We start from the raw sequence: 23370 nt of genomic DNA on the forward strand, positions 1-23370 counted from the left end.
AAGTTTCCTTAAAAGCTATCAGCCGTCAGCTATCAGCTAACTGCTTATAGCTGATTATTTGTACTTTCCCTGTACTAGTCTCATGGAGTGAAAACTAGAAATGAACAGGTTATCTAACCACAACTGTCCTGTATGTGCCTCTGCCGATTTAGAGGTGTTTTTTGAGATGTTGGCGGTGCCAGTGTACTGTAATCTGCTGTGGCGATCGCGTCCAACTGCTCAAAACTGTTCCAAGGGAGATATCAAACTAGGGTTCTGTCCTAGCTGTGGTTTTATTAGCAACCTAGCCTTTGACCCTACTAAATTGGGTTATTGCCAGGACTATGAAAACTCCTTACACTACTCTCCCCGATTTCAAGACTATGCCCAATCCCTTGCCGCTGGATTGCTGAAGCGCCACAATCTCTACAATAAAGAAATTATTGAAATTGGTTGTGGCAAAGGGGATTTTCTCCTTTGCCTGTGTGAACTAGGTAATAACCGAGGAGTAGGTTTTGACCCGAGCTATGTTCCTAGGTCAGAGCATCAACAACTCCAGACTCAAGTCAAGTTTGTTCAAGATTTCTATTCACAGCTCTACCAAGAGTATCAAGCGGATCTAATTTGTTGTCGGCACACCCTAGAACACATTTCCAATCCCGCAGATTTGCTCAAGCCACTACGACAGGCGATCGGTTCTCGCCTTAATACCATTGTTTTCTTTGAAGTCCCCAACGCCTTAGATACCTTTCGCCATCTAGCGGTGTGGGACATTATCTATGAACACTGCTGCTATTTCGCCCCCTCTTCTCTAGGGCAAGCTTTTGTCAATGCTGGGTTTCAAGTTAGTGAAATCAAGGAGGCGTTTGGTGGTCAGTTCCTTTGCCTGGAAGCAAAGCCAGTCCATGGGGAAATCCCGAACAGCTATGGAAAACCGGATGAAATCGAGGTATTGGCTCGCGATATTGCCAGCTTTACCGCTAGGTTTCAGGAGAAGTTAGAAAGCTGGCAGCACAAACTGACAACCATCGCTCAAACTGGGAAAAAAGCCGTAGCATGGGGTGCTGGCTCGAAAGGGGTTACTTTTTTGAATCTGCTCAAGTGCCAAGATGTGATTGATTACATCGTAGATCTCAATCCCCGCAAACAGGGGAAGTACGTTGCTGGAACGGGACAAGAAATTGTGCCACCAGAGTTTCTCCAGGATTACCAACCTGATCTGGTTATTGTGATGAACCCTATCTATGAAGAGGAGATTCGACAGTTATGCAAAAATCTAGGTGTGAACTACCCCGACCTACTTCTTTGAGGTCGGGGCTTCCAGCTTGGCCTTTGGCCACGCTACGCGAACACGGAAGAATGCCTCAATTTGGACGGACGTCCGCGTCTTGGTCTTACTTCTTCTCCACTGGCGTTTACCTCCCCTGTCCCAGAGGAGGATAGCACTCTGATCCCTTCTGCTCTAATATTTTTAGCTGCATTACCATCTCTATCGTGGTGAGTTCCACAACTTGGACAAACCCAAGTCCTTACGTCTAGCGGCAACTCCTTGATGCGGTAATGACAATTAGAGCAGGTCTTGGAGCTGGGGAACCACCTGTTTATCTCAACCAACACTTTTCCTTCTTTTTCACATTTATAGGAAAGAAAGTTGACAAAAGTTCCCCAACCTAGATCAGAAATTGCTTTAGCTAGTTTATGGTTACGTTCGCGTAGCGTGCGCGTAGCGCTTACCATGCCCTTGACATTTAGATTTTCGACTACCACTACTTGGTTGTTGTCAACTATCTTTCTAGATAGCTTATGGAGGTAGTCTTGACGGACATTTCCAATCTGTTCGTATACCTTAGCTAAAATCTTTCTGGCTTTTATGCGCCTGTTACTACCCTTTTTCTTACGGGCAGCAATACGTTGCTTTTTAGCTAGTTTCTTTTCGTATTTAGCTAGGTGTTTTGGATTGCTAAACTTAGAAGTCTTTTCTCCATCATAGGTAATCGCAAAATCCTTAATGCCCAAGTCAATACCGATTACCTTCCCATCTGTAGATGGCTTGGCATCACCCAACTCATACTCCATTAGCACAGAAGCATAGTACTTCCCAGAAGGAGTCTTGCTAACCGTTACAGTTTTGATTTCCCCATCTAGTGGTCGGTGAATTACTGCTTTAACAACTCCCAACTTTCCAGGAAATTTAAGACAGTCGCCCACTTGTTTGACTTTTTGGGGGTACTGGATTGACTGACGGTGATGATATGACTTGAATCTAGGATATTTCGCTCTACCTTGGCCGTAGGCCACGCTACGCGAACAAAAAAGTTTTGATATGCACGACTGAGATTGAGACTCACAGATTGTAAAACCTGAGAGTAGCAATCTTTTAGCCATTCAGTTTCTTTCTCTTTTTTGAGTTTCGGCAGCATAGAGTTAAGTGCAGATTGTTTCAAGCCTTTGCCAGTTTCCTTGTAGGTTTCTATACACTGATTTAGTGCATAGTTCCACCACCAGCGAGCACACCCAAAATGTTGGGCTAATATATGAACCTGTTCTTGAGTGGGATAAATCCTGAGTTTGACGGCTTTATGTTTCACTGCGCTAACCTCTTTTATCGACCTTTGTTACTATTATATATATATCACAGTAACATGTCAAGCTAATTGAGGGGACGAAATTCCCCATCCCTGCGACGGGTGGGGAATTTCGTCCCCTCAAACTCCCCTACTCGTTAACTCCTGAGTTAATTTGTGTTTGATTGTTTTTGACTGTTGGCTTTAGTGATATCAAGTCCGATTGGAAACCCATCATCAAGAAGATTGATGGGGAGATTTTCAAATGGCTCCGAGAAGTCAACCACCGCCAACAATCGTGACAATTTCGAGCTGGTCTCCCTCCTGCATTTGAGTCTGGTTCCAAAACTGCCGATGGAGAATTTCACCATTATATTCTACTGCCACCAGGCGCGGATTTAAGCCTAGCTGTTCTAATAGCTGGGGTAGTTTAGTGTCACAAGAGCAGGTACGGGATTCACCATTAACTTCAAGGGTAATTTGAGTTGTGTTGTTAGACATCATCAGCTAATATTCACCACCAAGCTATTAAAAATTAGTAACCATTACTTATTACCTAACATGTCTAACTATTATCAAGTTTTCTGACATTAGGGTTTAGAAACCCCAGCTTCAAGAGATCGAAGAGTGTGCTCTCGTTTGAGCTGGGACAGGAAATATTGAGTCACTAGAGTTGGTTGTTCCGCCTCCATGATCCCCCGGACAACTGCCACTCGTTGAGCTCCGGCATCCAAGACATAGTTTAAATTGTTTGGATCAATTCCCCCAATTGCAAACCATGGAATTGTAGCATGCTCTTTAGCATACTTGACATAATCCAAACCAGCTGCTGGCTTACTCGGTTTAGTAGGGGTTTCATAGACCGGTCCAACACCAATATAATCTGCTCCTTCAGCAATTGCCCGGTGTAGTTCATCAGGGTTAGTAGTCGAGCAACCAATGATACGCTGGGAGCCGAGTAGCTGCCGTGCTAAGGAAATTGGTACATCTTGTTGTCCGATATGAACTCCATCAGCCTCCACTGCTAGAGCTAAATCTACCCGGTCATTCATAATAAACAAAGCACCGTAGTGATGGCACAGCTGGCACAGTTTCTGAGCATCGGCAAGTCTGTCCCCATCATCTGCTTGTTTTTCCCGGTACTGTACTAAGGTTAGTCCACCTTGGAGGGCAGCCTCTACTTTGGCAAACCACTGGTCTGACAAGGATGTAATCAAGTAGAGATGCGATCGCTCCAGCAACTGATGACGCTGATATCCCAGTAAATGGCTTTCCAGGCTGTAAACCCGATAGCGCATCTGCTTAAAGGCTATACCCATCTGAGCATCGTATAGTTTACCATATTCTTCCAACACCCGTAGTGCTTCTTGAACCCGACACAAATTAGCCTGTAAAAGCTGCTGAATGCTCGAACGTCGTTCTTCCTGGGGATGAGTTAGTCCAGTCCCTGGATCCCCTGAGGTATCTCGGAAGATCCTGATTTCTGAGCTGTGCCAACGGGCTAATTCCTGGCGCATTTCCTTGCACTCCCCAGCCATCTGGGCGCTGTTGAGACCAAAGCGGCACCACTCCTCAATAATTCGCAAGCCTTCTCTAGCTCGGTCTAAATTTGCATCCAAAATTCGGCAGATCGCCGATTTTTGACCCATAATGCCGCTGTGTTGGTCATCCATTACTAACTACTCCATTATTCTCTATCCTAACAGTGGATGGAAAGCTTGTTTATCCGGTCAGTAACATTTAGCAACGGACACATTTCAAGTGATAAATGATTACAAATAGATTACAAATATCCTAGTTTATGGATACGATCAAGCTTGACATTCAACTCAACTCTTATGTCAAATTCCATGAACATTGGACCAAAGGAGAACAGCCATGAGTTTGATCAGAATTCACACCATAGAATTAACTATTTCCAATCCCGTAGCGTGGCCGAAGGCCAATCATTCCCACTGCCATCACCAACATCAGCCTAGAGGCTTTGATCTTGGGTTACCAGTGACAACGATTTTGCTGGGATTAACCTTTAGCATCTTCAGCCAAGCTATCCCTTCAACAATGGTGCCACTAGGATTAGGAGGAACCACGGCTTTAGCCCAATCAACTCAGGATGATCGGGCAAGAAACCTGGATCTTACCATAGAAAGAAAATTTTTGTTTGTAAACCCAGTTACCGGAAACGACAGTAGTGGTGATGGCACCCAGGATTCACCGTTGAAAACTATCACTCAGGCGCTACAAGCTGCCCAGGCCAATACTGTGATTGTACTCTCTAGCGGTATCTACAGCAGTGACATGGGTGAAACCTTCCCCCTACTTCTGAAACCCGGTATCAAGCTACAGGGCAACCCCCGCACTAGAGGTCACGATGTGGTGATTCGCGGCGGTGGTACCTTTGTTAGTGCCACGGCTGCTAGTCACGATGTCCTAATCGTAGGTGCTGACCAAACGATTATTTCTGGCGTGACCCTTAACAATACTAATCCAGAAGGTTATGGTTTGTGGCTGGAAGTCGGTTCGGTTTTAGTGGAAGACAATACCTTAACTGGGAATACCAAAAGTGGGATTGCTGTGGAGGGAAATAGTACACCAACAATTCGCAGTAACTACTTCTACAACAATAAAGGCAATGGGCTCAGTATTTACGGAACCTCAAACACTCAAGTGGATGACAATGTATTTGAAAATAATGACTTAGGAATTCTGATTGCCGAAAACGTTGCACCCCATATCGTTAATAATCGCATCACTGGCAATAAAAATGGGGTAGTGGTTGAAACCAATGCTCAACCATTTTTCCAGAATAACCTCATTGAAAATTCCCAACTGGATGGATTAGTCCTCAAGGTCGGAGCTAATCCGGATTGGGGAAATTCACCAGAATCAACAAACAATACATTAAACAATAAATTAAACAATACATTTCGAGGCAATGGGCGGTTTGACATTAACAATCAGGAGTCTGAGCCTACTGTGATTGCTTTTGGTAATCAGCTAGGGCAGGAAACTAAAAGTGAGGTTAATTCAGTAAAAACTGAAAACGATATCATTCAAAAGTCGGAGGTTGAAACACCAGCTTTTAGTAAACCAGCTGTTAGTAAACCAGCCAGTACACCTGATGCTTCTGATAACCAAGCCGTTGTCATGGCAGAAAACTCTAATAACTCACAGAAGACTAAGCCTAATTCTCAGGAGAATCCAACCACCCCCAGCCAAGTCGTCCCATCCCAACCACCTGCCGAGAAGGAACCTACAAAGGAACCGACATCTGCTCAGGTCTCAGCAGCTTCATTTCCCGTTCCATCGAGTTTGGAGTCTCAGGCATCTACCTCGACTGATAACATCAGCAAAGACGCAGCACTAAATAATTCTGCAAGTACTGAATCTTCTAGACCAGCAGCAAGGTCCCAAACTCAGAGTCAGGAAACCTCTCAAACCCAACAGCCTTCTGATGCTAGGACTCAACGTTCACATTCTCAACCCCTGACACCCCTAACTCTGAAAGTTATTCAAAATCAGGAGCAGTCATCTTTTGAGGAACCAACATCTTCACCTAAACCAGGAGAGGATTCTAGCAGTTTTACTACAGCTTCACCGTCACAGGAAGTGATTGATGCGTCAAGTGACAGGTCAAAACCAACACCGGCAGCAGCCTCGACTGAGGAGGTTAACGTTATGATGTCAATGTCTAGTCAGATCAGTACACCGGTTAATCAAAATACTAGTAATCAAGATACTAGTGCTAGCTCCAATTCAGGTAGCTCAATTCCAGTGTTTTCTACAAGTACCCAATCAAACTCGGAACAAAGGGGACCTCAAGAGAATAATCCTACTTCAGCTCTACCCAGTCAGGGTTACCGGATTTTGGTAAATGCTGAGAGTGAGCAGCAACAAGATTTAATGCGATCGCTAATTCCCGATTCTTTCCTGACCTCCTTTGAAGGAAGAACTGTGATGCAAGCCGGATTGTTCACAACCCTCGAAAATATTGATCGGGTGCTGAAATTACTCAGTAGTTATGGTTTGAGCACCACTATTGTGCCTCTGAATTACTGATCAAACCAGGGAACAGGGGTAAGTTATCAGCTATCAGCACCTCAAGTATCAGCCTATGGACTACTTGAGGTGCTAGTTGAGGTGCTATCAGCCAAAGGCCAAGGCCAAGGGTAAATCCCCAGACTTTGAATTTTATTTTAAGCTGACGGCTGACAGCACCTCAACTAGCGTGAGCCATTCGCGTAGCGTGGCCATAGGCCAAGGCTCACGGCTGAATGCTTACGAACTGGGAATGGGGAACATTAAACAGCAATGGTTTGACCAACTACAAGGGAACTTAACACAGTCGGAATTTTCAACACTATGGGACTTGTTTCAACAGGTATATTAACTACAGTCATAGTTATTTGAGGTGTTTTGCCCAATTAATGTTTTATAATGTTTTTTATAATGTTTTTTCTATTTTAAAGGGATTCCACAGAAGTTAGGATATTGAGCATCTCTGTTCACTATCTATTGAATATAATAAATTCCCGGAGCAATTCTAAAAGCTCTGATGAAATCTCATGACCCATATCTAATTCTCTGTACTGCACTGCTGCTCCCAAGTTGAGCAAATAATCTCGTAACCGGTTAGCAGCAGTTAAAGGAACAACCGTATCTTGTCTACCATGAACAATTAGAATGGACGGCAAGGATGAATCAACCTTTTGAGGGGTTCGATGCATATAGCCACTCAATAAGGCTAAACCTGCCAGGGGTAAGGTTAACCCTACATCTAGAGCCATTGCCCCACCTTGAGAAAAGCCACACAAAATTGTCGAGGACAGGGGAATACCTGTAAAACCTTGGAGAGAATGGAGCCAGTAGTTCAAGCGCTCTTCGCTTTCTTCTAATCTCCGATAGTCGTCTCTTGACAAGTCGTACCACATTCTGCCACCAGTTACCTGAGGGTGACTAAAAGGAGCATCGGGAATTAAAAATTGGGTGTTGGGCAAGTTTAACAATGGCACTAGAGATGCCACAGCTTGAGCATTAGCACCCCAACCGTGTAAAGCTACGACCAATCGTGCTGGTAGTTGACCGTTTGCTGGTGGAATTGAAATCGCTTCGAGAGACAGGCCTCTTACTCCTGAAGAACACAAGTGATCAGGATTCCAGATAGATGGGCTGAACTAGCGCACATTGAAGCTCTCCCCTAGGGAGTAGGTTTGAGGACTTAATCGGGGCTGCAACGCCACATCAGCCGAATAGCTAACTTACTTTATGCCGCGCTTTTCTAGTTTCAGCCCAAGATATCTGTTAATCTGAGCATAATATCACCAATCTGCTACATTTGTAAAGCTGTCGTGCTTTAGGATAATGTGGCGATCGCTATCAATAGTAATGGCTCCCTCATTCTTGAACTTGCTGAGCAGTCGGGTAACTGTAACCCGCGTCGTTCCAATCCCATTAGCTAAATCCTGATGAGTAAGACGCATTCCAATCCGAATACCCTCTGCTACTGGCTCACCAACTTCCCGTTTTAACAGCAATAGTAAATGTTGTAAGCGTACCTCAACCCGGCGCTGACCCGAGATTGCTAACAGGATCTCTGTCTGTCGCATCCGACGCACTAGTTGGGGTAAAATAGTTTGGGCTATATAGGGAGAATTGTTGATTTCGGCTAAAGAATACCATTTGAGACGGACATCAGTTAGGGCGATTGCCTGATAACTTGACAGCACAGAAAACCAATTGCCAAAGAATGCAGAAGACTCTGCCCAACCCAACCATATCTCCTCCCCTTCTGGGGAAAGGGTACTCAGCTGGACTCGGCCTTCGTCTACCTCCCAAACACCCTGTGCTACTAGAGGGATCTGCTCACCCCTAGCGTAGAAATGCAATCGGCGTTTAACCTTTGGCTCTTGCTGCTTTCTCTGTAGAATTGCTCTCGAAAATTGGTGCATAGGGGCAACTCTGGTGGATACTTTCCCTACCTTAAGGCAATAAGGTAAAGGGTCGGTAATCAAGAGATTAAGCCATTACACAGAGGAACAAGATCGATGTTACCTCTGAGTCATTGTCCTTAACCTGCCTACCACTAAAATGCCCTTTATAAAATTAATTATGTAAGTATGACGTAGAAGTATGAGCTATGAATGATCAAGGATGAAGTATGAAGATCGATGTCACAGATGAGTCATTGTCCCTATCTCCCCTACCGCTAAAACGCCCTTTATTAATGGTTGGTCACGGCACTAGAGACCCCGATGGGCGTCAGACTTTCCTTGATTTTGCCCACACCTATCAAACCTTGAACCGTTCTCGGCCAGTAGTGCCTTGTTTTTTGGAACTGACTGGTCCAACTATTCAACAAGGAGTAGAGAGTTGTGTCCAGCAGGGTTATACAGAATTGACTGTATTACCGATTTTACTGTTTGCAGCTCGCCACAATAAATTTGATGTTACTAACGAGTTAGACCGGGCAAGGGCAAAATATCCCCAAGTCAAATTTCACTACGGGCGTCATTTTGGAATTACTACGGGAATTCTGGATTTATGGCGGCAACGGCTTGCCAAACTTGACCAACCCCAACCAGAGTTACCCGTTAGCCAGTTGAACGGTGAACGTTCCCATCTAGAACCTTCAACACAACAACCTCTAGCCTTAAAAAAGGACACAGTACTTCTATTTGTTGGTCGTGGCTCCAGTGACCCTGATGCTAATGGTGATGTTTACAAAATGGCTCGCATGCTCTGGGAAGGCAGTGGCTATAAAACTGTGGAAACCTGCTTTATTGGCATTACCCATCCTCGGTTAGAAGAAGGCTTCCGTCGCGCCCGACTCTACCAACCTAAGCATATTATAGTACTTCCTTACTTCCTATTTACCGGGGCTTTAGTAAAAAAGATTTTTGATATCACAGCTCAGCAGCAGAAACTTTATCCAGAGATTCCCTTGACCTGTTTACCAGAAATGGGAATTCAGCCTCAGCTGCTATCTGTGCTCAGGGACCGAGAAATCGAGGCTCAGTTGGGGCAAGTGCAGATGAATTGTGAGATGTGTAAGTTCCGCCTAGCAGCGATTGGTAATGGTGCTGACAACGGACACTCCCACCACCATCACCACGGGCATCACCACCACCACCACTCTCACCAGCATAATCACAATACTCCAGACCCCTATCAAGATTTGGAAAAATACCACCAGCGTATTTGGCAAGCACCCTAGGGTTGGCCGGTTGAACGCGATCGCGTGGCCTTTTGGCCAAGGTTAACAGGTTGGCTGGTTGAAGGTTGAAGGTTGGCTGGTTGAAGGTTGAAGGTTGGCTGGTTGAAGGTTGACAGGTTTAAGGTTAACAGCTTGAAGGTTAACAGCTTGAAGGTTAATCCAGACAACCTCCAACCTATACTACAAGGGACGCCTGGGCAAGAACAACATTCAACCAAAGAACCTACCCTACACCGAACGCCAAAGGCGAACAACCCCATAACCTTCAACCTTCAACCCCATAACCTTCAACCTTCAACCTTCAACCTTCAACCTTCAACCTTTAACCCCATAACCTTGGCCAATAGGCCACGCTTCGCGAACAACCTTCAACCCCATAACCTTTTTTGACTGACCAATGTCTCAAGACTTTAACGTTGGCGATCGCGTAAGAGTAATTACATTACCACGCTACGTCAAAACTGCTGAACCAATGCCCATGTTACGACCTCCTGATGTGATTAAAGTTGGGGAAGAGGGAGTAATCCTCGACCGACGTCCAGGAGGATACTGGGGTGTTCGCTTTTCTAGAGGAGCATTTCTGATCGATAGTCAGTACATTGAGTTAGTTCAGGAGGAAAATCCTAACCCCTAACCCCTAATCCCGTAAGCATATGCGCTACAGATGGTGCTACTTGAGGTGCTATCAGCGGTCAGCCGTCAGCTAATCAACAGTCGGTAGTAAAAAAGTTGGGGGGTGCTGATACGGCTGGTTGAAAATCCATACTCGTTTTTCTGTACCCACCCCGTGCAGTTAAAGCGCCTGCTAGCACCTCAAGTAGCGTGCGCGCAGCCCATTAGCTGATAACTGACCTGAATGCTTACCTAATCCCTAAGTGCTAATCGCTTTTTCCTGCTGATGTGCTTCTGCCCATGTACCTTATTTACAAGATGAGCTTAATATTATCCATAGCGATTACAATTTTGCAGTGTGGACGTGACTTGGGAGATAGATGTGTACAGCTTCCTACAGTCCCTCGGAATTGCCAACCCTAGGGGAAGTGGCTGGCTGGCAGTCATATTAACTTTCGGATTGGCATGGGCAGTGACTAGATGCTTGATGCCAACTTTACGCTCATTTGCCTTGGAGGTTGGTTGGGCTGACCAACCCAATGCTCGGCGGCTTAACCAAGAACCCTTACCCAATGCAGGAGGCTTAGCTATCTATACCGGAGTCGTAGCTGCACTGGTACTAGCTACTCTCCTTAGACCGATTGTCATCGAAGGGGTGTTAGCTCAAGTGCTGACTATTCTCCTGGGGGGCTCGGTTCTGGTACTGGTAGGTTTTATTGATGATCAATTTGGTTTGCCTGCCTATGTACGCTTGTCGGTTCAAATTATTGCTGCCCTGTTGTTAGTGGCTAGTGGTGCAGGGATTAAAGCCACCTTCGGGACTCCGATTGATGTCCAACTCTCCATGTTACTTACGGTTCTATGGGTTGTGGGTATTACTAATGCCATTAACCTTATGGATGGGATGGATGGTTTAGCAGCAGGGGTCAGCTTTATTACTGCTATGAGCCTGTTAGCGGTTTCAGCTCAGTTTCCCAGTCGTGCCGCAGCAACATTGCTTCTGGCAGCCCTAGGGGGGTCAGCTCTTGGCTTTTTGCGCCATAACTTCCATCCTTCCCACATTATTATGGGAGATGCAGGTGCGTACTTTTTCGGGTATGTACTAGCTGCCAGCAGCATTTTAGGGTCTTTAAAAGTGACTACGGTATTTGCCCTAGTCCCTCCAGTAGTGTTTTTGCTATTGCCAGTTCTAGATACTACTCAGGTATTTGTGCGACGGTTGATCAATGGTAAAAACCCTCTAACTACCCCAGGTAAAGACCACCTACATCACCGCTTGTTAGCCTTTGGTTTTTCCCAGCGCTATGTTGCCCTTATCCTTTGGGGCATTACCTTAGTGTCTAACTGGCTAGCGATGAAACTACAAGATATGACTCCTAGGGTGATCTATGCCACGACAGGGGGTATCATTTTGCTGTTAGGCATTACTGTTTTGCAAAGAATTAGAGCGAAATGAAGCGTTGCCCAATTGTGGAATGATTCAGGGTAATCGGTAATTGGTCATGGGTCATGGGTAATTGGTAACTGACCCAACTCTACTTGGTATCCCAAACGATAGTCAGCAATGCCCTGGTCAGTGCTGGCAAGAGCAGCATGTGCGTAGGGCGTAAGCTGACTACTCTTGCTCTGGAATTGAACGGACAATCAGCCCGCATTCCACCATCTTCGCGATAGCAAGTGGTGGTTAGGGCGCAAGGGAAGTGGGTTGGCATTTGTGGTATAATTTGCTTAACTACTTTGGCACTATTACCCTCCAGACCAAGAAAGCTGGGAATTAAGGGTAGATATAAGACCGATGTAGCCAAGTTCGTAACTCTTAAGTCTTGGTGTCGCCCGATTAGAAAAGTAGGGAGCTTGCGCCAAATAACGATACATAACCAAATACAGAATTTGTTTCTATAGGCTCTAGCCGGAAATGAGAACGAGGTTCAGTATGGCAAAAGTCCCTGCTGTTCACCGAGAAGCGCGGTTTCCGAGTATACGGGTAGCTGTCTCTATCGAGAAGAGTGTCCTACTTGGATACCACCACCTCGCCCTTAGGCAGGTGGTGGTGCTTCATATATTAAGATATATTAAATTGTCAATTAAATTGACATATTATACGAGACCGCTGCTAAAATAAATTGGGGGTCAGACCCTACATAATTTAATTGGGATTAAATGATATAATATGCATTTTATTATTATATCCCGATTAAATCACCTGCTTTGAGGCGATTTGCTAGCAACAAAGCCGCCCTCTTCAGTAAGCAGCAAGACTACCGCAATTTAACAGATCACTTATTGATGCAAAGCGCGAGTAGGGGTTTCTCCCAAGACCGCTTAGGTGCCCTTGACCCGTAATTAAATTCGCCACGGGTCGCACCTCTGCATCGCTTTACCCAATTTCTTGCTTGCAGCGGTTAAAGATGACCAATTACCCCTTAATTAATCTCTTACTACCAGCTGTAGTTATCTCCAGCACGATATTTTCTAGTTTGACCTTACCGTTTGTTTTCAACAAATCAAAACCAATCGTTGTTGAAGTTAAACCGTTTTTCAACGTCGAACTTAAACCTATCTTCCATGAAGACCATAAGGATTTAGCAATTCCTTATCTTGGCGTTGCCATCCTAGTGAGTGTGTTAGCTGGTCTTGGCACTGTTGAAGTGGGAAGGCAATGGCAAAAATACCAAGCATCAGTCAGAGAAAACAACAGACAACTCCTCCAGCAGATCCAATCCCTCAACCAAGCCGAATCCGAACCAGAGGATGAACCAGATGTTCCAGAATACCAACCAGATGTTTCAGCAATAGCTCTTACCCAGACCGATGATTGGGTCAGAGGTCGAGCACTAACTCCTCCTAACACTCAATCGTTTGCTGTTGAACAACCCTATGGTGTTGTTGCAACCAATAAAGTTATTCAGTTTAAACGGAATAGAGTAGCTCAAACTAGAGGGATGGCTGTAAATGCCAACCAACTCAAGTTTTACCCTGAATCCCAAAACAATAATTCAGTTCAACTCGGAGCTTCCCCTGTTCCTGCTCTTGCTCTCCTTCAGGATTTGGAATTATCCTCCAGTCATATTATTAAATCCCGTCAGGATTACCAAATCTGCTGGATTAACGTACCTCATTTAAGCAGACGCTTATTAGCCATTAACGTTGATGGTCAATACTACAGTTTTTTACGATTAGAAAAAACCCAAGAACAACTGATCGCTATCTTGTCTAAGGTAGCTGATCAGCTGGATAAAATAGTAATTACTCATATCGATAAAGGCTATGTAATTTGGAATTGGGAACAGGAGGTATTATCTAATAATTAATTTGGAATATTTTTAAATTTAAACTATCGTAAACAATATGAATACTGAGGACATTCAGTCACAATATTCTCTTGGGGAAAGAGATTTTAGTGGAGCTGACTTAAGTCAAGTCAACCTCAGCCAGGTAAATCTGGAACGGGTAGTTTTATGGCGAGCCGACCTGAGTCAAGCAATTCTTACTGGCACTAATCTCAGTAGCGCTGATCTCTGGGGAGCTAATTTGAGGGAAGCCGACTTAAGTCAAGCTGTTCTATGTGGTGCTAATCTGGGTCAGGCAGACTTGAGCGAAGCTATTCTACACTTAACTAACCTCCATACTACACTATACAATTTTTCCACTCAGTTTCCGCCAAATTTCGACCCTACCAAGGCAGGAGCTTATTTAATTGCCCCTGAGGCTTTACTAACAGAAGCTAAATTGAGTGGGGTAGATCTCAGTGATACCAATTTAAGCGGTGCGAATTTGACTAGAGCTGACCTGTGGAAAACTAACCTCAAAGGCGCTGATCTCAAACAAGCTAATCTAACCCGTGCTTGCTTGATTGGGGCTGACTTACAGGATGTTGACCTAACAGGAGCTAATTTGAGCCGCTCCAATCTGATGGGGGCAAACCTGAAGGGTGCTAAGCTTCTAAATGCAACCCTGAGCGGTATACTCTACGACGAAACCACTCAGTTTCCTGAAGATTTTGACCCAGTGAAGGCAGGAGCACATTTAATTGCTCCTGGTGTATCTCTACCAATGGCTAACCTGAGTCAGTCAAACCTCAGTGGCGTGGACTTAAGCGAAGCAGACTTATCCCAAGTTGACCTGAGTCAGGGTCACTTTTTTGGTATATCTTTGCTTAGAGCTAATTTAAGGAAAGCCAATTTAAGAGGAGTTCAATTCTGGGAAGCGGATCTACGAGAAGCCGATCTACAGGAAGCGGATTTGCGGGGAGCGGACTTATGGTTGAGCCTAATTAGTGGCGCGGATTTCAGGGGAGCAGATTTAAGGAGAGTTAACTTGTTTGGAGTAGATCTGTCGGCCACTAATCTCGAAGGGGTTAACCTCAAAGGAGCAATTTATAACCAACAGACTCAATTTCCTGAAGATTTTGACCCCACAGCCCATGGCGCATATCTCATTGCTCCGGATGTGTCTCTGTTTGGGCTAAATCTTCAGAGGGCTGACCTCAGAGGAGCTGACTTGAGTAGGGCAGATTTGAGCAAAGTCAGCCTGTTCGGGGCAGATCTTTTCTCGGTTAATCTCGAAGGAGTCAATTTGCTCGGAGCGCTCTACGATGAAGCCACTCGATTTCCGGAAGGGTTTGACCCCAGCCAACACGGAGCCTACTTAATTGCCCCCGGTGTATCATTTTCAGATCAAGAGTTAAGTGGGACTGATCTCGGGGGAGCTAACTTGAGTAAGGTAAATTTGCTTGGTGCAGATCTGCGCTGTGCTAATCTCGAAGATGCTAAATTTGAGCGATCGCTCTATAACCAAACTACTCAATTTCCGGAAGGGTTTGACCCTAGTAAGTTGGGAGCATATTGCATTGTGCCTGTTGCTTCCCTGTCAGGGAAAGATTTGAGTGGAGTCAACTTAGGAGGAGTTGACCTTAGTCAAGCTGACCTAAGTGGGGCTAATCTCAGTCAAGCTGACCTTTGGGGGGCAAACCTGAGTCAGGCAAACTTAGCAGGGGCTAATTTGACAGGTGCTGACCTGTTAGGGGCAAATTTAATTGGTGCTGACTTAACCAAGGCCACTCTAAGTGGTGCTAATCTCCATGGGGCACAACTTAAGGATGCTAAACTAGCTGGGGTAGACCTGAGTGATGTTGACTTGAGCAATACCTTTATCAGTGGGGCAATTATGCCTGATGGTACGCTTCACCGCTGAGCTGTTAGAAGGCAAAAGGCAAGCCTTCAGCTATCAGCTATCAGCTATCAGCTTATGCGCTACGCGCACGCTACGCGAACAGCTTATGGGGAAAGTCTCAGCGTCGTTCGCACAGCGTGGCCATTCGCGTAGCGTGGCCGAAAGGCCAAGGCCAAAGCCTGTGCCACAAAGCATCTCAAGTAGCGTGGCCAAGGGCTTTTCCCCAGACTTTAAATTCTGATTAATCTCGAACTATTAGGTGCGACCCGTGGCGAATTTAATTCTTAATGGGTCAAGCCCACCTTTAAATTATCATGTTTGCCCACGCTACGGAAGGTTTATTTTGAGCTGTTCGCGAAGCGTGAGCTAAAAGCTCACGGCTGACAGCTGACGGCTGAATGCTACGTAGTTTAGATGGGAAAACTCTGAACAAAGGTTGTCTGAAAGTCAGCGTTATAGGTGGCTTGGTGGAGATTGATCAGTACAACTATGTTCTGTCTATTGGGGGATAAACGAACTTCTCTGATGGAATATTTCCTGATAGCTTCACGGTAATTGTTCAGTTTACCTAGGGTCAGTTGGCGATAATTGTAATTCATGACTAGCTGCATTGAAGCCCGGTCTATATCAGACATTCCTCCAGATAAAACCGAGGGAATATAAATTTGTTCTAAACGAATCTCTAGTGGGTCTTTTTCTTTATCCACCAAGACCTTAACCGTCTCAGTGCCATTAGGTTCAATGGAACGCTCAATAATTGGCAGTTTTAGTCCTACTTTTAGTTGATTGAGTCCTAAGCTCCGTCTTATTCTTTGGGTTTTCCTTAGTAAGCTATCTTCAGCGTCTTTAGGAGTGAGATTGGAATCCGAGTAGTTATAGTTAGTTTCTAGACAACCCTTCTTGACACAAGCGTTAGTGGCTACATCGATAATTTGGATTTTGGCAGTAGGAACCTTTGTGACATGGTTTCTAGCACTTTCCAGATAAATATAGTTGCGGCTATCTACGGAAAAACCTGACAATCGACGATTGGTTTTGACAATAAGTGCTAATCCCTCCTCCCCAAGCAATAGTAGGAAGAAGCTAGCAATCAACAAACTTGAATATAAATAAAAGCGTTTCATCCGATCACCCATACCCTTTCGACTTCCCTAATCCTTTAATTGGTATTTTCCATACCAGTGAGGATGTTTCTCTGGAGTATAGCGTTTCCTAGTCTAATCAGGTAGATGTCTAGTCAGGTAAGCTGTTACCAAATCAAATAACTTTAAAATCAGAGATAGTCTCAATCCACACCCTTGCTCCACATTTGAGGGGATCATCGGGGCGATACATCACTCGACAGGGCCCATTGACTTCCACGGTATGACCATAAGTGTTTTGAGAGCCTCGTTTGACGGTAATCACAGGGTTGCGCTCTCCCGTCGTGAGATTTTTCCGAATTACCCTTTGATTAACATGAATCACAGCCTTAGTGTACTCTCTGCGCTTTGACCAGTTCCGCTTTGGACCGCGAGTGCCAGGAGTAACTACTGGCATGCCATCAAACAGAGGAATCACCCAAGTTCTACCCACTTTATAGGCTCCTTTCACTCTGCCTTTGCTCAGAAGGTAACGGACGCGAGTGGCGGAAACACCTAGTAAATCGGCGGCTTGTGCGGTAGAAATCATCATGGGTGGTTAACCATTGCGTTAACGATACTGTTAATATAACAGAATTTTGGAGAAGATGCAAGGAATAGGATTTTAGGTATTAATTACTAGGTCTAGGTGCAGGGAGCAGGGAGCAGGGAGCAGGGAAAAAATTCTGTATAGTGCGTTCGCTTTTAGCGTGGCCTACGGCCAATCGCGTAGCGGCTCTTTTGGAGCATCCCGTAGCGTGACCTATGATCAATCGCATTCGAGGCAAAGCGCCTCCGTTGCGGCTTTCCAAAAAACTATTGCATTGACGCATCAATAATGACTGTGGGTGGCCACATCAAAGTTAATTATTAGCTACAGTAAATGCGTTCGCGTAGGGTGACCTATAGTCAATCCCATTATCAGTCAAAGCGCCTAGTTCTGGGTTTCCAAAAAACTATTGCATTGGCGCACCGATAAATCCATAGGGGAGATAGTTTTTTGATAAAATAATAATATCATGTCCGGATAATTAGTGATAAAAAACCTTCTGGGATTACACCTTACTCTTTTACTTCTGCCTTCGATTTCCGCCTAGTGTAAGTATTCAACCGGACATGATATTAAAACTAATTAAGTCCGATTTATTCTTAGCCTTTGATTTTGCCGCTGCCATAGGAATCCACATATAACTAGCCCAATCACAAGAATTGCAGAGACAATGCGAAAACTTACTTGTTCTCCAAACACTAAAGCCTCAACTGGCGCTGTTGTCACTGAAAATGGGGTGTCTACTTGGAGTTGGCTAGCAGATAAACGGGAAAACAGAATGCCAATCAGCGTTATACCCATAACCTGACCTAAGGCTCGTGAAAAGAACCAGAGTCCAGAGGCAACACTGAGATATTGTGGAGGTACGCTGCCCATAATGGCACTTTGGTTAGGGGGTTGGAACAAACCGTAACCGATTCCAAAGGGAATTATCCGCAATAAATAGCCCTTAACAGTCAACTCTTCGCTAAAGGTGCCGATCGCCAAACAGCCAATTAATAATAATGTCATTCCGATCGTACTAATGCTTCTTTCGCCAAAGCGATCTGCTAGGGAGCCTGCTACAGGGGCTACACATATTCCTAATATAGGGATGACTGCTATTAATAAGCCAACCTTTTGCTCTGAATAATGGTTAACTAGTTCTAGAAAAAAAGGCAAAATAAAAACGACTGCATTGACAAAAGTATAGCAAAATACGCTTAAAATTAGACTTAAACTTAATTCCAGGGTTCGGAATAAACTAAGGTTAAGCAAGGGTTGAGCAGATTTTTTCTGAGACAACAAAAAACTCACGAAACCAATTACCGCGACCGCCAGGAAAATCAAAGTTATATTACCACCTAAATCCCCTTCTTGTAAGCGCGTCATCCCGAGTAAAAAGCAGGTTAACGTTATCGCCAAAATCAAAGCTCCCCCAAAATCAAAATACTTTTGACCTGAATGACTGGTCCCCCCTGGAGCTAATACAATCACCAAGACCATAGCAATTAAAGAAATGGGCACGTTAATCAAGAAAGCTGAACGCCATCCCCAATGCTCTATGAGTAAACCGCCTAGCGTCGGTCCCAATGACACACCAGCCCAACCCGTACTAGCAACGATCCCCAAAGCGAATCCTCGCTTTTCATTGGGGAACACCTCAGTCACCATCGCAGGGGTTAGTACTGCAATAAACACAGCCCCAAGCCCCTGAAATATCCGTGCTGCAATCAATAAGTATATTGTGGTAGCGGTTCCACATACCAATGAACTTATGGCAAATGCTGTGAGTCCGATTATATAGAGCAATTTCTTGCGCCACATATCCCCTAATCGAGCCACACAAAGTACCAGGACTGCCAGCATTAGGGAATAACTTAGGGGAACCCACTCAACCGTAGCAAAATCGCTATGGAAATCTTCTACCAGTGTTGGCAAAGCCAAATTTACAATATGAACATCTAGGGAGAACAGAAATGTTCCTAAACTCACAGCCAATAAGACCCACCATTCTTTAGAGATAGCTGTTTCACTGGCTTCTTTACTTTTCATCTGCTCTCACAAATAGTTATTTTGGCTCTTTGGTACTTACTATAGCAATCCTAAATGATTTATACAACAAAAGCTTATTCAATTCTTTACTAATTAGGTGGGTTTAATTATCCGTAAAATAGCGATTGATAGTCACAATGGTGAAAACATCTTGACTACAGTTTTCCAGCTTCATTCTGAAATTCTGAGTTTTAACGTTTATTTATACCCACCTAATTATCCAGGAATTTTAGCGCTTATCCTCCAGAAGAGTTGTACAAATAATTTAGGCTCAGTCTACACCAACAGCCATTGGACCATACCATTGACTATACCATTTACGAAGCTCTTTACTCGTGGCACCAAAAGGAGGTTTCTCTTTGTGCTCCAGAATATGAGCAACCATTGCAGAGCTACGTGCACAGAGGAATAGTCCTGTTCCATAGGGTGGCATCATCCCCAAAGACAACAATATAGGAGCGGTAATACCATCAATATTTGGATAAATTGCCAGTTTCTCTTTAAAAAACTGAGCTGTAATATCATAAAGTTCAATAAAATCTGATTGCAGCTCGATCTCCGCTATAATTGAACGTAGACGATGGCTTCTTGGATCTACCTTAAATACCGGGTGCCCAAAACCGGGGATCTTTTCCTTTTTGGCAAGCCGCTCTTCCAGTAGCTTAATCACTATTGCTTCTCGATCTTCTGAACCGTATTGATGGATGATAGTTTGATGGAGAGCAGTGAAGAACTCCATTGATTTTTCGCAGGCTCCCACGTGGGCAGGTCCTGCAGCTGTAAAACCGGCAGCGAGCGCTTGGGAGATGGGAACTCTGGTAGTGATGGCAACCCGGGGCAACACAACTGTCGGAGCAATAAAACCCCAGCCAGCATGAAAGCTAACCATCACATCGTTGAAGATTTTTCTTTCAGTTGAGTTGCTAAAATTACTGTTAGTACAGAGCGTAAATAAAGCTTCGATATAGTCTTTATCTCCCGAAGTAAATTGAAGACTTTTACCATCACTATTTTTCCGGTCAAAACTTTTTCCCTGAATACACTGGATACTTTCGATCGCAATAGCCATTAAGGCAGGAATTAGGCCGACATAATAGAGTCCAATTTGACTTTCTCGATCCAGTCCTATTGCATTCAGGTCAAACCCAGCGATAATCTGTTCAAAGGACTTGGTTTTTTCAACCATCAACCCGGCAATAATGGCCTGAGAAAACGTTGCACCTGAGGCGACTACAGTCCGAATCACTTCTAGGACTGGATCATCCTCTGTTAAAGAAGACAGGGCACTTACAAGGTAGCGATCGAGAAGTTTTTCTTGGGATGGAGTCGCCTCTTGGCCGGTAAGTAAGTGATAGATAGTCCCTGAAAATGAAAAATTACCAATCAAGTCGTTCAGGTTTCTATTCCGAACATACAGTTGCTCTGGATTGAACCTGGGTCCGTCAATATCTGTACCAATATATCGATATCCCATGTTATATTAGTATCTCCTAAGGTATAACTAAGCTTAGATTTATCTCTCAATTCAGCTCTACAACCCAGTGTCGAGGTAAAACTTGAAGCCCAGATTCACTTGGCTTGATTGCTTATAAGTGTTCACTACATACTTGACTCACTTACTAGTCAAATTAGTACCACTATCCTCACCCAAGACCAACATCTGGTTCAAGCTAGACATTCTTCCATATCCTCAATACTTCCCCAGCTTCATGGGGAAAGCATTTTTCTTCATAAATCTTAAAATAGGTTGGTGGCGATCGCCTATTTCCTGAATTTTTACTTTATAAATGCTCTGTTTGAGCAAATATATAGTTTTTAACCTCCCCAGCTTCAATCTACATCTTCTTACTCTAGAATGATTTGCCCTGCACAATGTAGGGGATGATCCGGGGGATACATTACTCTAGATGGTCTATTGACTTTCACGGTATGACCATAAGTGTTTTGAGAGCCTCGTTTTACGATAATCAACAGCGTTGCACTCCCCTTGAGATTGTTGCAAATTACCTTCTGATTAACCTGGATAACAGTAGTGGTAATCTCTACCCTTTGAGCAGTTCCAAAAAACTATTGCATTGGCGCACCGATAAGTCAAATGGGTGGCGACATCTGTGGCTAATCGTATTAATGACTAATTACAGTAAATGCGATCGCGTAGCGGCTCTTTTGGAGCATCGCTTTTAGCGTGGCCTACGGCCAATCGCGTAGCGGCTCTTTTGGAGCATCCCGTAGCTTGACCTATGGTCAATGCCATGATCAGCGCCTCGGTTCCAAGTTTCCAAAAAACTATTGCATTGGCGCACCGATAAGCCAAATGGGTAGCGCTATAGCAAATTTCAGGCAAATACTTGATATTTGGCTAAAATTACCATAATATCATAAATAGGTTGATACAGCAAGCCCACCGAGACGAGCCGTAACCAACCGGGAGCGAGATGCCAGACCCATAGCTTTGCCCGGCAAGGTCTGCCACTGGCTCTTGCAATCAAGAAGGCCACTTATTTGAACTTCCCCATCCGTCGCAGGAATAGGGATTCCCAGGCACAACCTAATTGGCTGTTATCGACCTGGGCGTAACTTTCCCCCGCACGGTCGGTAGCTGGTAGGGTCAATACCCAGTTTTTTTTGAGACCCTTATTTTTTATATTAACACTATTTAAAATTCATCCCCGACCTAAGAGGACGGGGTATTCTTTTCCCTTTAAAACTCTCTCCTTCGAGAATAATGAAAAATTATCCAAAGAAGGATCCACAGACACACAACCCAAGTTGTGCCAAAGCCCAGGTCGATGGATATCAGCAAGCTCTTAGGGATTTTGGCATCACTGAATTACTCGCGAAGCTCAGCCATTGCAGTGAAACTGGCTTCCATACCAGGCTACCGATCCAGCCTATTGAAGCTGATGCTATTGCTGCAGTGCTAATTCAGCAACTCACTACCAGTCTCAACCCTAGCTGGCTAGCTTCCTATCTCCATGGTTTTCAACATCACCAAGGAGTAACAGATATAGCCTGGGAAAACCATTTGCTTTCTTTAGCGCTGGAGGTGGCATCATGAACAAACCTGATGCTTCCTTAACTCAGGCCAAGCAAGAGCTAATTAAACAATACAGCTCCTGTCAACTCGGGATGACACCAAAGGAATTTTACAGCAAATGGCCCGTGACTCACTCAATGATGGCCATGATTTGCTCCCGTTCGGTAGCGACAGTGGGGCGCTGGTTTAGCCGGGGTCGTAATTATCTGCGGCCCCAACCATCGGACTTGCGTCATCTGGCTGTGATGGATTTTTTGTTGGAGCACTTTGAGGAGATTCCCGTTCGCGTAGCGTGGCCTTTGGCCTTAGAACTGCGGAACATGCTCTGTCCCCCAAATCACGATCAGTGCTGACAGCTTGACCGCTGATAGCTGAATGCTTACAAGAAAACTTGTCAATTGTTAATGGTTTTTAGATTAACAATTGACAAGTAACAAGTTAGATCGAGAGAGTTGGTAATTTGTATTCCAAGAGATAATCTATTCCTAGAAAAATCACCTTCCAAATCCGCGCTTACCTCGACGTGAGCGCATTTCTTGACGAATTTGTTGGCGCTGTTCCTCGGTGAGAATACCCCTCATATCTTCTCGTGCTGACTTGTGAATCTCGCGCATTTGGTCTCGCTGCTCTTGAGAGAGATTCATACCCTCCCTTGCTTCTCGGAGTTGACGGCGCAGTGTTTTTATAGTTTGGAACCGCCGTTGTTGCTCGGGAGTGAGAATATCCTCAATTTTAGCTTCAGTATTGTTACGGATGTTTTCAAACTGCTCTTTTTGCTGGTTAGTAAGGTTAAGTTTGGATAAAAATGGAGGCATTCCTTCGGCGTTAACTGCCATGGGAAAAGTAGTGAGGGTAATTGCTGCGATACCTGCAAATAGAGAAAAGCGTTTGATGTTCATGATGTTCACTCTTTAGCTATTTATAAGTATGTATTTTGTGATCTGATTTCTGTTTGATGTCTCTATCCTAAAAACGGAGAGGGTGAAACCACATGAGGCAAAAGACCTGAATTCCTCTAGGACTTTAGTCCTGGGCTAGATATGACCAATGGGTCTTGCGTTACCTTCGACACATGGATTAAGGTTGTT

At 44.5% G+C, this 23370-nt stretch carries 26 protein-coding genes and 1 pseudogene; 12 read left to right on the forward strand and 15 right to left on the reverse strand.

Annotation, left to right across the window (positions count from 1 at the left end; translation table 11 throughout):
* Positions 1-100 precede the first annotated feature (100 nt).
* On the forward strand, positions 101-1288 hold the full coding sequence (locus tag F6K64_RS26055; protein ID WP_008182232.1) for a class I SAM-dependent methyltransferase: 1188 nt from the start codon (positions 101-103) through the stop codon (positions 1286-1288).
* Positions 1289-1320: 32 nt separating this feature from the next.
* Here the strand turns inward: F6K64_RS26055 and F6K64_RS26060 are convergent.
* The 3 genes and pseudogenes from F6K64_RS26060 to F6K64_RS26070 form a co-directional block, all read right to left on the reverse strand.
* Positions 1321-2567, reverse strand: a pseudogene (locus tag F6K64_RS26060) (RNA-guided endonuclease InsQ/TnpB family protein).
* Positions 2568-2822: 255 nt separating this feature from the next.
* Entirely contained in the window at positions 2823-3044 is a 222-nt protein-coding gene (gene thiS, locus F6K64_RS26065; protein WP_044492807.1) for a sulfur carrier protein ThiS, read from the reverse strand.
* A gap of 89 nt (positions 3045-3133) precedes the next feature.
* On the reverse strand, positions 3134-4216 hold the full coding sequence (locus tag F6K64_RS26070) for a thiamine phosphate synthase (RefSeq protein WP_008182935.1): 1083 nt from the start codon (positions 4214-4216) through the stop codon (positions 3134-3136).
* Between the two features lie 205 nt (positions 4217-4421).
* Between F6K64_RS26070 and F6K64_RS26075 the strand changes: the two genes are divergently transcribed.
* Positions 4422-6602, forward strand: a complete 2181-nt coding sequence (locus F6K64_RS26075; protein ID WP_287263068.1) for a DUF1565 domain-containing protein — start codon at positions 4422-4424, stop codon at positions 6600-6602.
* A 76-nt stretch (positions 6603-6678) separates the two neighbouring features.
* The gene (locus F6K64_RS26080; RefSeq protein WP_008182940.1) at positions 6679-6933 is read left to right on the forward strand and encodes a hypothetical protein; all 255 of its coding nucleotides are present in this window, start codon (positions 6679-6681) and stop codon (positions 6931-6933) included.
* Between the two features lie 118 nt (positions 6934-7051).
* Here F6K64_RS26080 and F6K64_RS26085 read toward each other — a convergent pair whose 3' ends face one another.
* Together F6K64_RS26085 and F6K64_RS26090 are read right to left on the reverse strand one after the other, a co-directional pair.
* Positions 7052-7663: an alpha/beta hydrolase gene (locus tag F6K64_RS26085; protein WP_044492816.1), complete on the reverse strand. Its 612-nt coding sequence runs from the start codon at positions 7661-7663 to the stop codon at positions 7052-7054.
* A gap of 198 nt (positions 7664-7861) precedes the next feature.
* Entirely contained in the window at positions 7862-8491 is a 630-nt protein-coding gene (locus tag F6K64_RS26090) for a Crp/Fnr family transcriptional regulator (RefSeq protein WP_287249346.1), read from the reverse strand.
* 209 nt (positions 8492-8700) lie between these two features.
* Here F6K64_RS26090 and F6K64_RS26095 point away from each other — a divergent pair, with 209 nt between their 5' ends.
* Positions 8701-9756, forward strand: coding sequence for a sirohydrochlorin chelatase (locus F6K64_RS26095; protein WP_008182946.1), 1056 nt, complete (start codon positions 8701-8703; stop codon positions 9754-9756).
* Here F6K64_RS26095 and F6K64_RS26100 read toward each other — a convergent pair.
* Positions 9753-9923 (reverse strand): hypothetical protein, encoded by a 171-nt coding sequence (locus tag F6K64_RS26100; RefSeq protein ID WP_287249349.1) that lies wholly within the window; start codon positions 9921-9923, stop codon positions 9753-9755. The two genes, F6K64_RS26095 and F6K64_RS26100, sit on opposite strands and share 4 nt — an antisense overlap.
* Between F6K64_RS26100 and F6K64_RS26105 the strand changes: the two genes are divergently transcribed.
* The 3 genes from F6K64_RS26105 to F6K64_RS26115 all read left to right on the forward strand — a co-directional run bounded on the left by F6K64_RS26105 (position 9904) and on the right by F6K64_RS26115 (position 11824).
* Positions 9904-10146, forward strand: a complete 243-nt coding sequence (locus F6K64_RS26105) for a hypothetical protein (RefSeq protein ID WP_131826832.1) — start codon at positions 9904-9906, stop codon at positions 10144-10146. The two genes, F6K64_RS26100 and F6K64_RS26105, sit on opposite strands and share 20 nt — an antisense overlap.
* 7 nt (positions 10147-10153) lie before the next feature.
* Entirely contained in the window at positions 10154-10390 is a 237-nt protein-coding gene (gene sipA / locus F6K64_RS26110) for a regulatory protein SipA (protein WP_008182949.1), read from the forward strand.
* A gap of 354 nt (positions 10391-10744) precedes the next feature.
* On the forward strand, positions 10745-11824 hold the full coding sequence (locus F6K64_RS26115; RefSeq protein ID WP_044492818.1) for an MraY family glycosyltransferase: 1080 nt from the start codon (positions 10745-10747) through the stop codon (positions 11822-11824).
* A gap of 79 nt (positions 11825-11903) precedes the next feature.
* On the opposite strand, the gene F6K64_RS26120 is transcribed toward F6K64_RS26115, so the two are convergent.
* Complete coding sequence (locus F6K64_RS26120) at positions 11904-12173, reverse strand: hypothetical protein (protein WP_131826833.1); 270 nt, start codon at positions 12171-12173, stop codon at positions 11904-11906.
* 603 nt (positions 12174-12776) lie between these two features.
* On the opposite strand from F6K64_RS26120, the gene F6K64_RS26125 reads away from it, so the two are divergent.
* From F6K64_RS26125 to F6K64_RS26135, 3 genes are read left to right on the forward strand one after another with little or no spacing between them, the layout of a single operon-like run.
* Positions 12777-13679, forward strand: coding sequence for a hypothetical protein (locus F6K64_RS26125; RefSeq protein WP_008182953.1), 903 nt, complete (start codon positions 12777-12779; stop codon positions 13677-13679).
* 37 nt (positions 13680-13716) lie between these two features.
* Entirely contained in the window at positions 13717-15561 is a 1845-nt protein-coding gene (locus tag F6K64_RS26130) for a pentapeptide repeat-containing protein (protein ID WP_008182955.1), read from the forward strand.
* A complete protein-coding gene (locus tag F6K64_RS26135; protein ID WP_287249356.1) occupies positions 15542-15781 on the forward strand; it encodes a hypothetical protein in 240 nt (79 codons plus the stop codon). The genes F6K64_RS26130 and F6K64_RS26135 overlap by 20 nt, the downstream gene beginning before the upstream one ends.
* Before the next feature lie 169 nt (positions 15782-15950).
* Here F6K64_RS26135 and F6K64_RS26140 read toward each other — a convergent pair whose 3' ends face one another.
* From F6K64_RS26140 to F6K64_RS26170, 7 genes are all read right to left on the reverse strand, one after another.
* Positions 15951-16664 (reverse strand): DUF2259 domain-containing protein, encoded by a 714-nt coding sequence (locus F6K64_RS26140; protein WP_044492821.1) that lies wholly within the window; start codon positions 16662-16664, stop codon positions 15951-15953.
* 133 nt (positions 16665-16797) lie between these two features.
* On the reverse strand, positions 16798-17214 hold the full coding sequence (locus F6K64_RS26145) for a helix-turn-helix domain-containing protein (RefSeq protein WP_008182959.1): 417 nt from the start codon (positions 17212-17214) through the stop codon (positions 16798-16800).
* Positions 17215-17293: 79 nt separating this feature from the next.
* Positions 17294-17440 carry a hypothetical protein gene (locus tag F6K64_RS26150; protein WP_161603151.1) on the reverse strand — a complete coding sequence of 49 codons (147 nt, stop codon included), beginning with the start codon at positions 17438-17440 and terminating at the stop codon, positions 17294-17296.
* A gap of 353 nt (positions 17441-17793) precedes the next feature.
* Complete coding sequence (locus tag F6K64_RS26155) at positions 17794-19245, reverse strand: MFS transporter (RefSeq protein WP_287266784.1); 1452 nt, start codon at positions 19243-19245, stop codon at positions 17794-17796.
* Between the two features lie 271 nt (positions 19246-19516).
* Positions 19517-20719 carry a citrate/2-methylcitrate synthase gene (locus tag F6K64_RS26160; RefSeq protein WP_287266786.1) on the reverse strand — a complete coding sequence of 401 codons (1203 nt, stop codon included), beginning with the start codon at positions 20717-20719 and terminating at the stop codon, positions 19517-19519.
* A gap of 657 nt (positions 20720-21376) precedes the next feature.
* Positions 21377-21499 (reverse strand): hypothetical protein, encoded by a 123-nt coding sequence (locus F6K64_RS26165; RefSeq protein WP_267875502.1) that lies wholly within the window; start codon positions 21497-21499, stop codon positions 21377-21379.
* An 82-nt stretch (positions 21500-21581) separates the two neighbouring features.
* Positions 21582-21743: a hypothetical protein gene (locus F6K64_RS26170; RefSeq protein ID WP_154659758.1), complete on the reverse strand. Its 162-nt coding sequence runs from the start codon at positions 21741-21743 to the stop codon at positions 21582-21584.
* A gap of 227 nt (positions 21744-21970) precedes the next feature.
* On the opposite strand from F6K64_RS26170, the gene F6K64_RS26175 reads away from it, so the two are divergent.
* Both F6K64_RS26175 and F6K64_RS26180 read left to right on the forward strand, forming a co-directional pair.
* Positions 21971-22303, forward strand: a complete 333-nt coding sequence (locus F6K64_RS26175; protein WP_071102267.1) for a hypothetical protein — start codon at positions 21971-21973, stop codon at positions 22301-22303.
* Positions 22300-22635: a helix-turn-helix domain-containing protein gene (locus F6K64_RS26180; protein WP_287266788.1), complete on the forward strand. Its 336-nt coding sequence runs from the start codon at positions 22300-22302 to the stop codon at positions 22633-22635. Before F6K64_RS26175 ends, F6K64_RS26180 begins: the two co-directional genes overlap by 4 nt.
* A gap of 141 nt (positions 22636-22776) precedes the next feature.
* Here F6K64_RS26180 and F6K64_RS26185 read toward each other — a convergent pair whose 3' ends face one another.
* On the reverse strand, positions 22777-23181 hold the full coding sequence (locus tag F6K64_RS26185) for a Spy/CpxP family protein refolding chaperone (RefSeq protein ID WP_008182978.1): 405 nt from the start codon (positions 23179-23181) through the stop codon (positions 22777-22779).
* Between the last annotated feature and the right edge of the window lie 189 nt (positions 23182-23370).

Source organism: Moorena sp. SIO3A2, from assembly GCF_010672265.1.
Lineage (GTDB): Bacteria > Cyanobacteriota > Cyanobacteriia > Cyanobacteriales > Coleofasciculaceae > Moorena > Moorena producens.

Excerpts from the sequence above, each read along its gene's own strand:
- F6K64_RS26090 (WP_287249346.1), bottom strand. The coding sequence starts at position 8,491 with ATGCACCAATTTTCGAGAGCAATTCTACAGAGAAAGCAGCAAGAGCCA.
- F6K64_RS26070 (WP_008182935.1), bottom strand. The coding sequence starts at position 4,216 with ATGGATGACCAACACAGCGGCATTATGGGTCAAAAATCGGCGATCTGC.
- F6K64_RS26160 (WP_287266786.1), bottom strand. The coding sequence starts at position 20,719 with ATGGGATATCGATATATTGGTACAGATATTGACGGACCCAGGTTCAAT.
- F6K64_RS26055 (WP_008182232.1), top strand. The coding sequence starts at position 101 with ATGAACAGGTTATCTAACCACAACTGTCCTGTATGTGCCTCTGCCGAT.
- F6K64_RS26135 (WP_287249356.1), top strand. The coding sequence starts at position 15,542 with ATGGTACGCTTCACCGCTGAGCTGTTAGAAGGCAAAAGGCAAGCCTTC.
- F6K64_RS26180 (WP_287266788.1), top strand. The coding sequence starts at position 22,300 with ATGAACAAACCTGATGCTTCCTTAACTCAGGCCAAGCAAGAGCTAATT.
- F6K64_RS26130 (WP_008182955.1), top strand. The coding sequence starts at position 13,717 with ATGAATACTGAGGACATTCAGTCACAATATTCTCTTGGGGAAAGAGAT.
- thiS (WP_044492807.1), bottom strand. The coding sequence starts at position 3,044 with ATGTCTAACAACACAACTCAAATTACCCTTGAAGTTAATGGTGAATCC.
- F6K64_RS26145 (WP_008182959.1), bottom strand. The coding sequence starts at position 17,214 with ATGATGATTTCTACCGCACAAGCCGCCGATTTACTAGGTGTTTCCGCC.
- F6K64_RS26125 (WP_008182953.1), top strand. The coding sequence starts at position 12,777 with ATGACCAATTACCCCTTAATTAATCTCTTACTACCAGCTGTAGTTATC.
- F6K64_RS26140 (WP_044492821.1), bottom strand. The coding sequence starts at position 16,664 with ATGAAACGCTTTTATTTATATTCAAGTTTGTTGATTGCTAGCTTCTTC.
- F6K64_RS26150 (WP_161603151.1), bottom strand. The coding sequence starts at position 17,440 with ATGCGATTGATCATAGGTCACGCTACGGGATGCTCCAAAAGAGCCGCT.
- F6K64_RS26155 (WP_287266784.1), bottom strand. The coding sequence starts at position 19,245 with ATGAAAAGTAAAGAAGCCAGTGAAACAGCTATCTCTAAAGAATGGTGG.
- F6K64_RS26185 (WP_008182978.1), bottom strand. The coding sequence starts at position 23,181 with ATGAACATCAAACGCTTTTCTCTATTTGCAGGTATCGCAGCAATTACC.
- F6K64_RS26095 (WP_008182946.1), top strand. The coding sequence starts at position 8,701 with ATGAAGATCGATGTCACAGATGAGTCATTGTCCCTATCTCCCCTACCG.
- sipA (WP_008182949.1), top strand. The coding sequence starts at position 10,154 with ATGTCTCAAGACTTTAACGTTGGCGATCGCGTAAGAGTAATTACATTA.
- F6K64_RS26165 (WP_267875502.1), bottom strand. The coding sequence starts at position 21,499 with ATGGCATTGACCATAGGTCAAGCTACGGGATGCTCCAAAAGAGCCGCT.
- F6K64_RS26175 (WP_071102267.1), top strand. The coding sequence starts at position 21,971 with ATGAAAAATTATCCAAAGAAGGATCCACAGACACACAACCCAAGTTGT.
- F6K64_RS26075 (WP_287263068.1), top strand. The coding sequence starts at position 4,422 with ATGAGTTTGATCAGAATTCACACCATAGAATTAACTATTTCCAATCCC.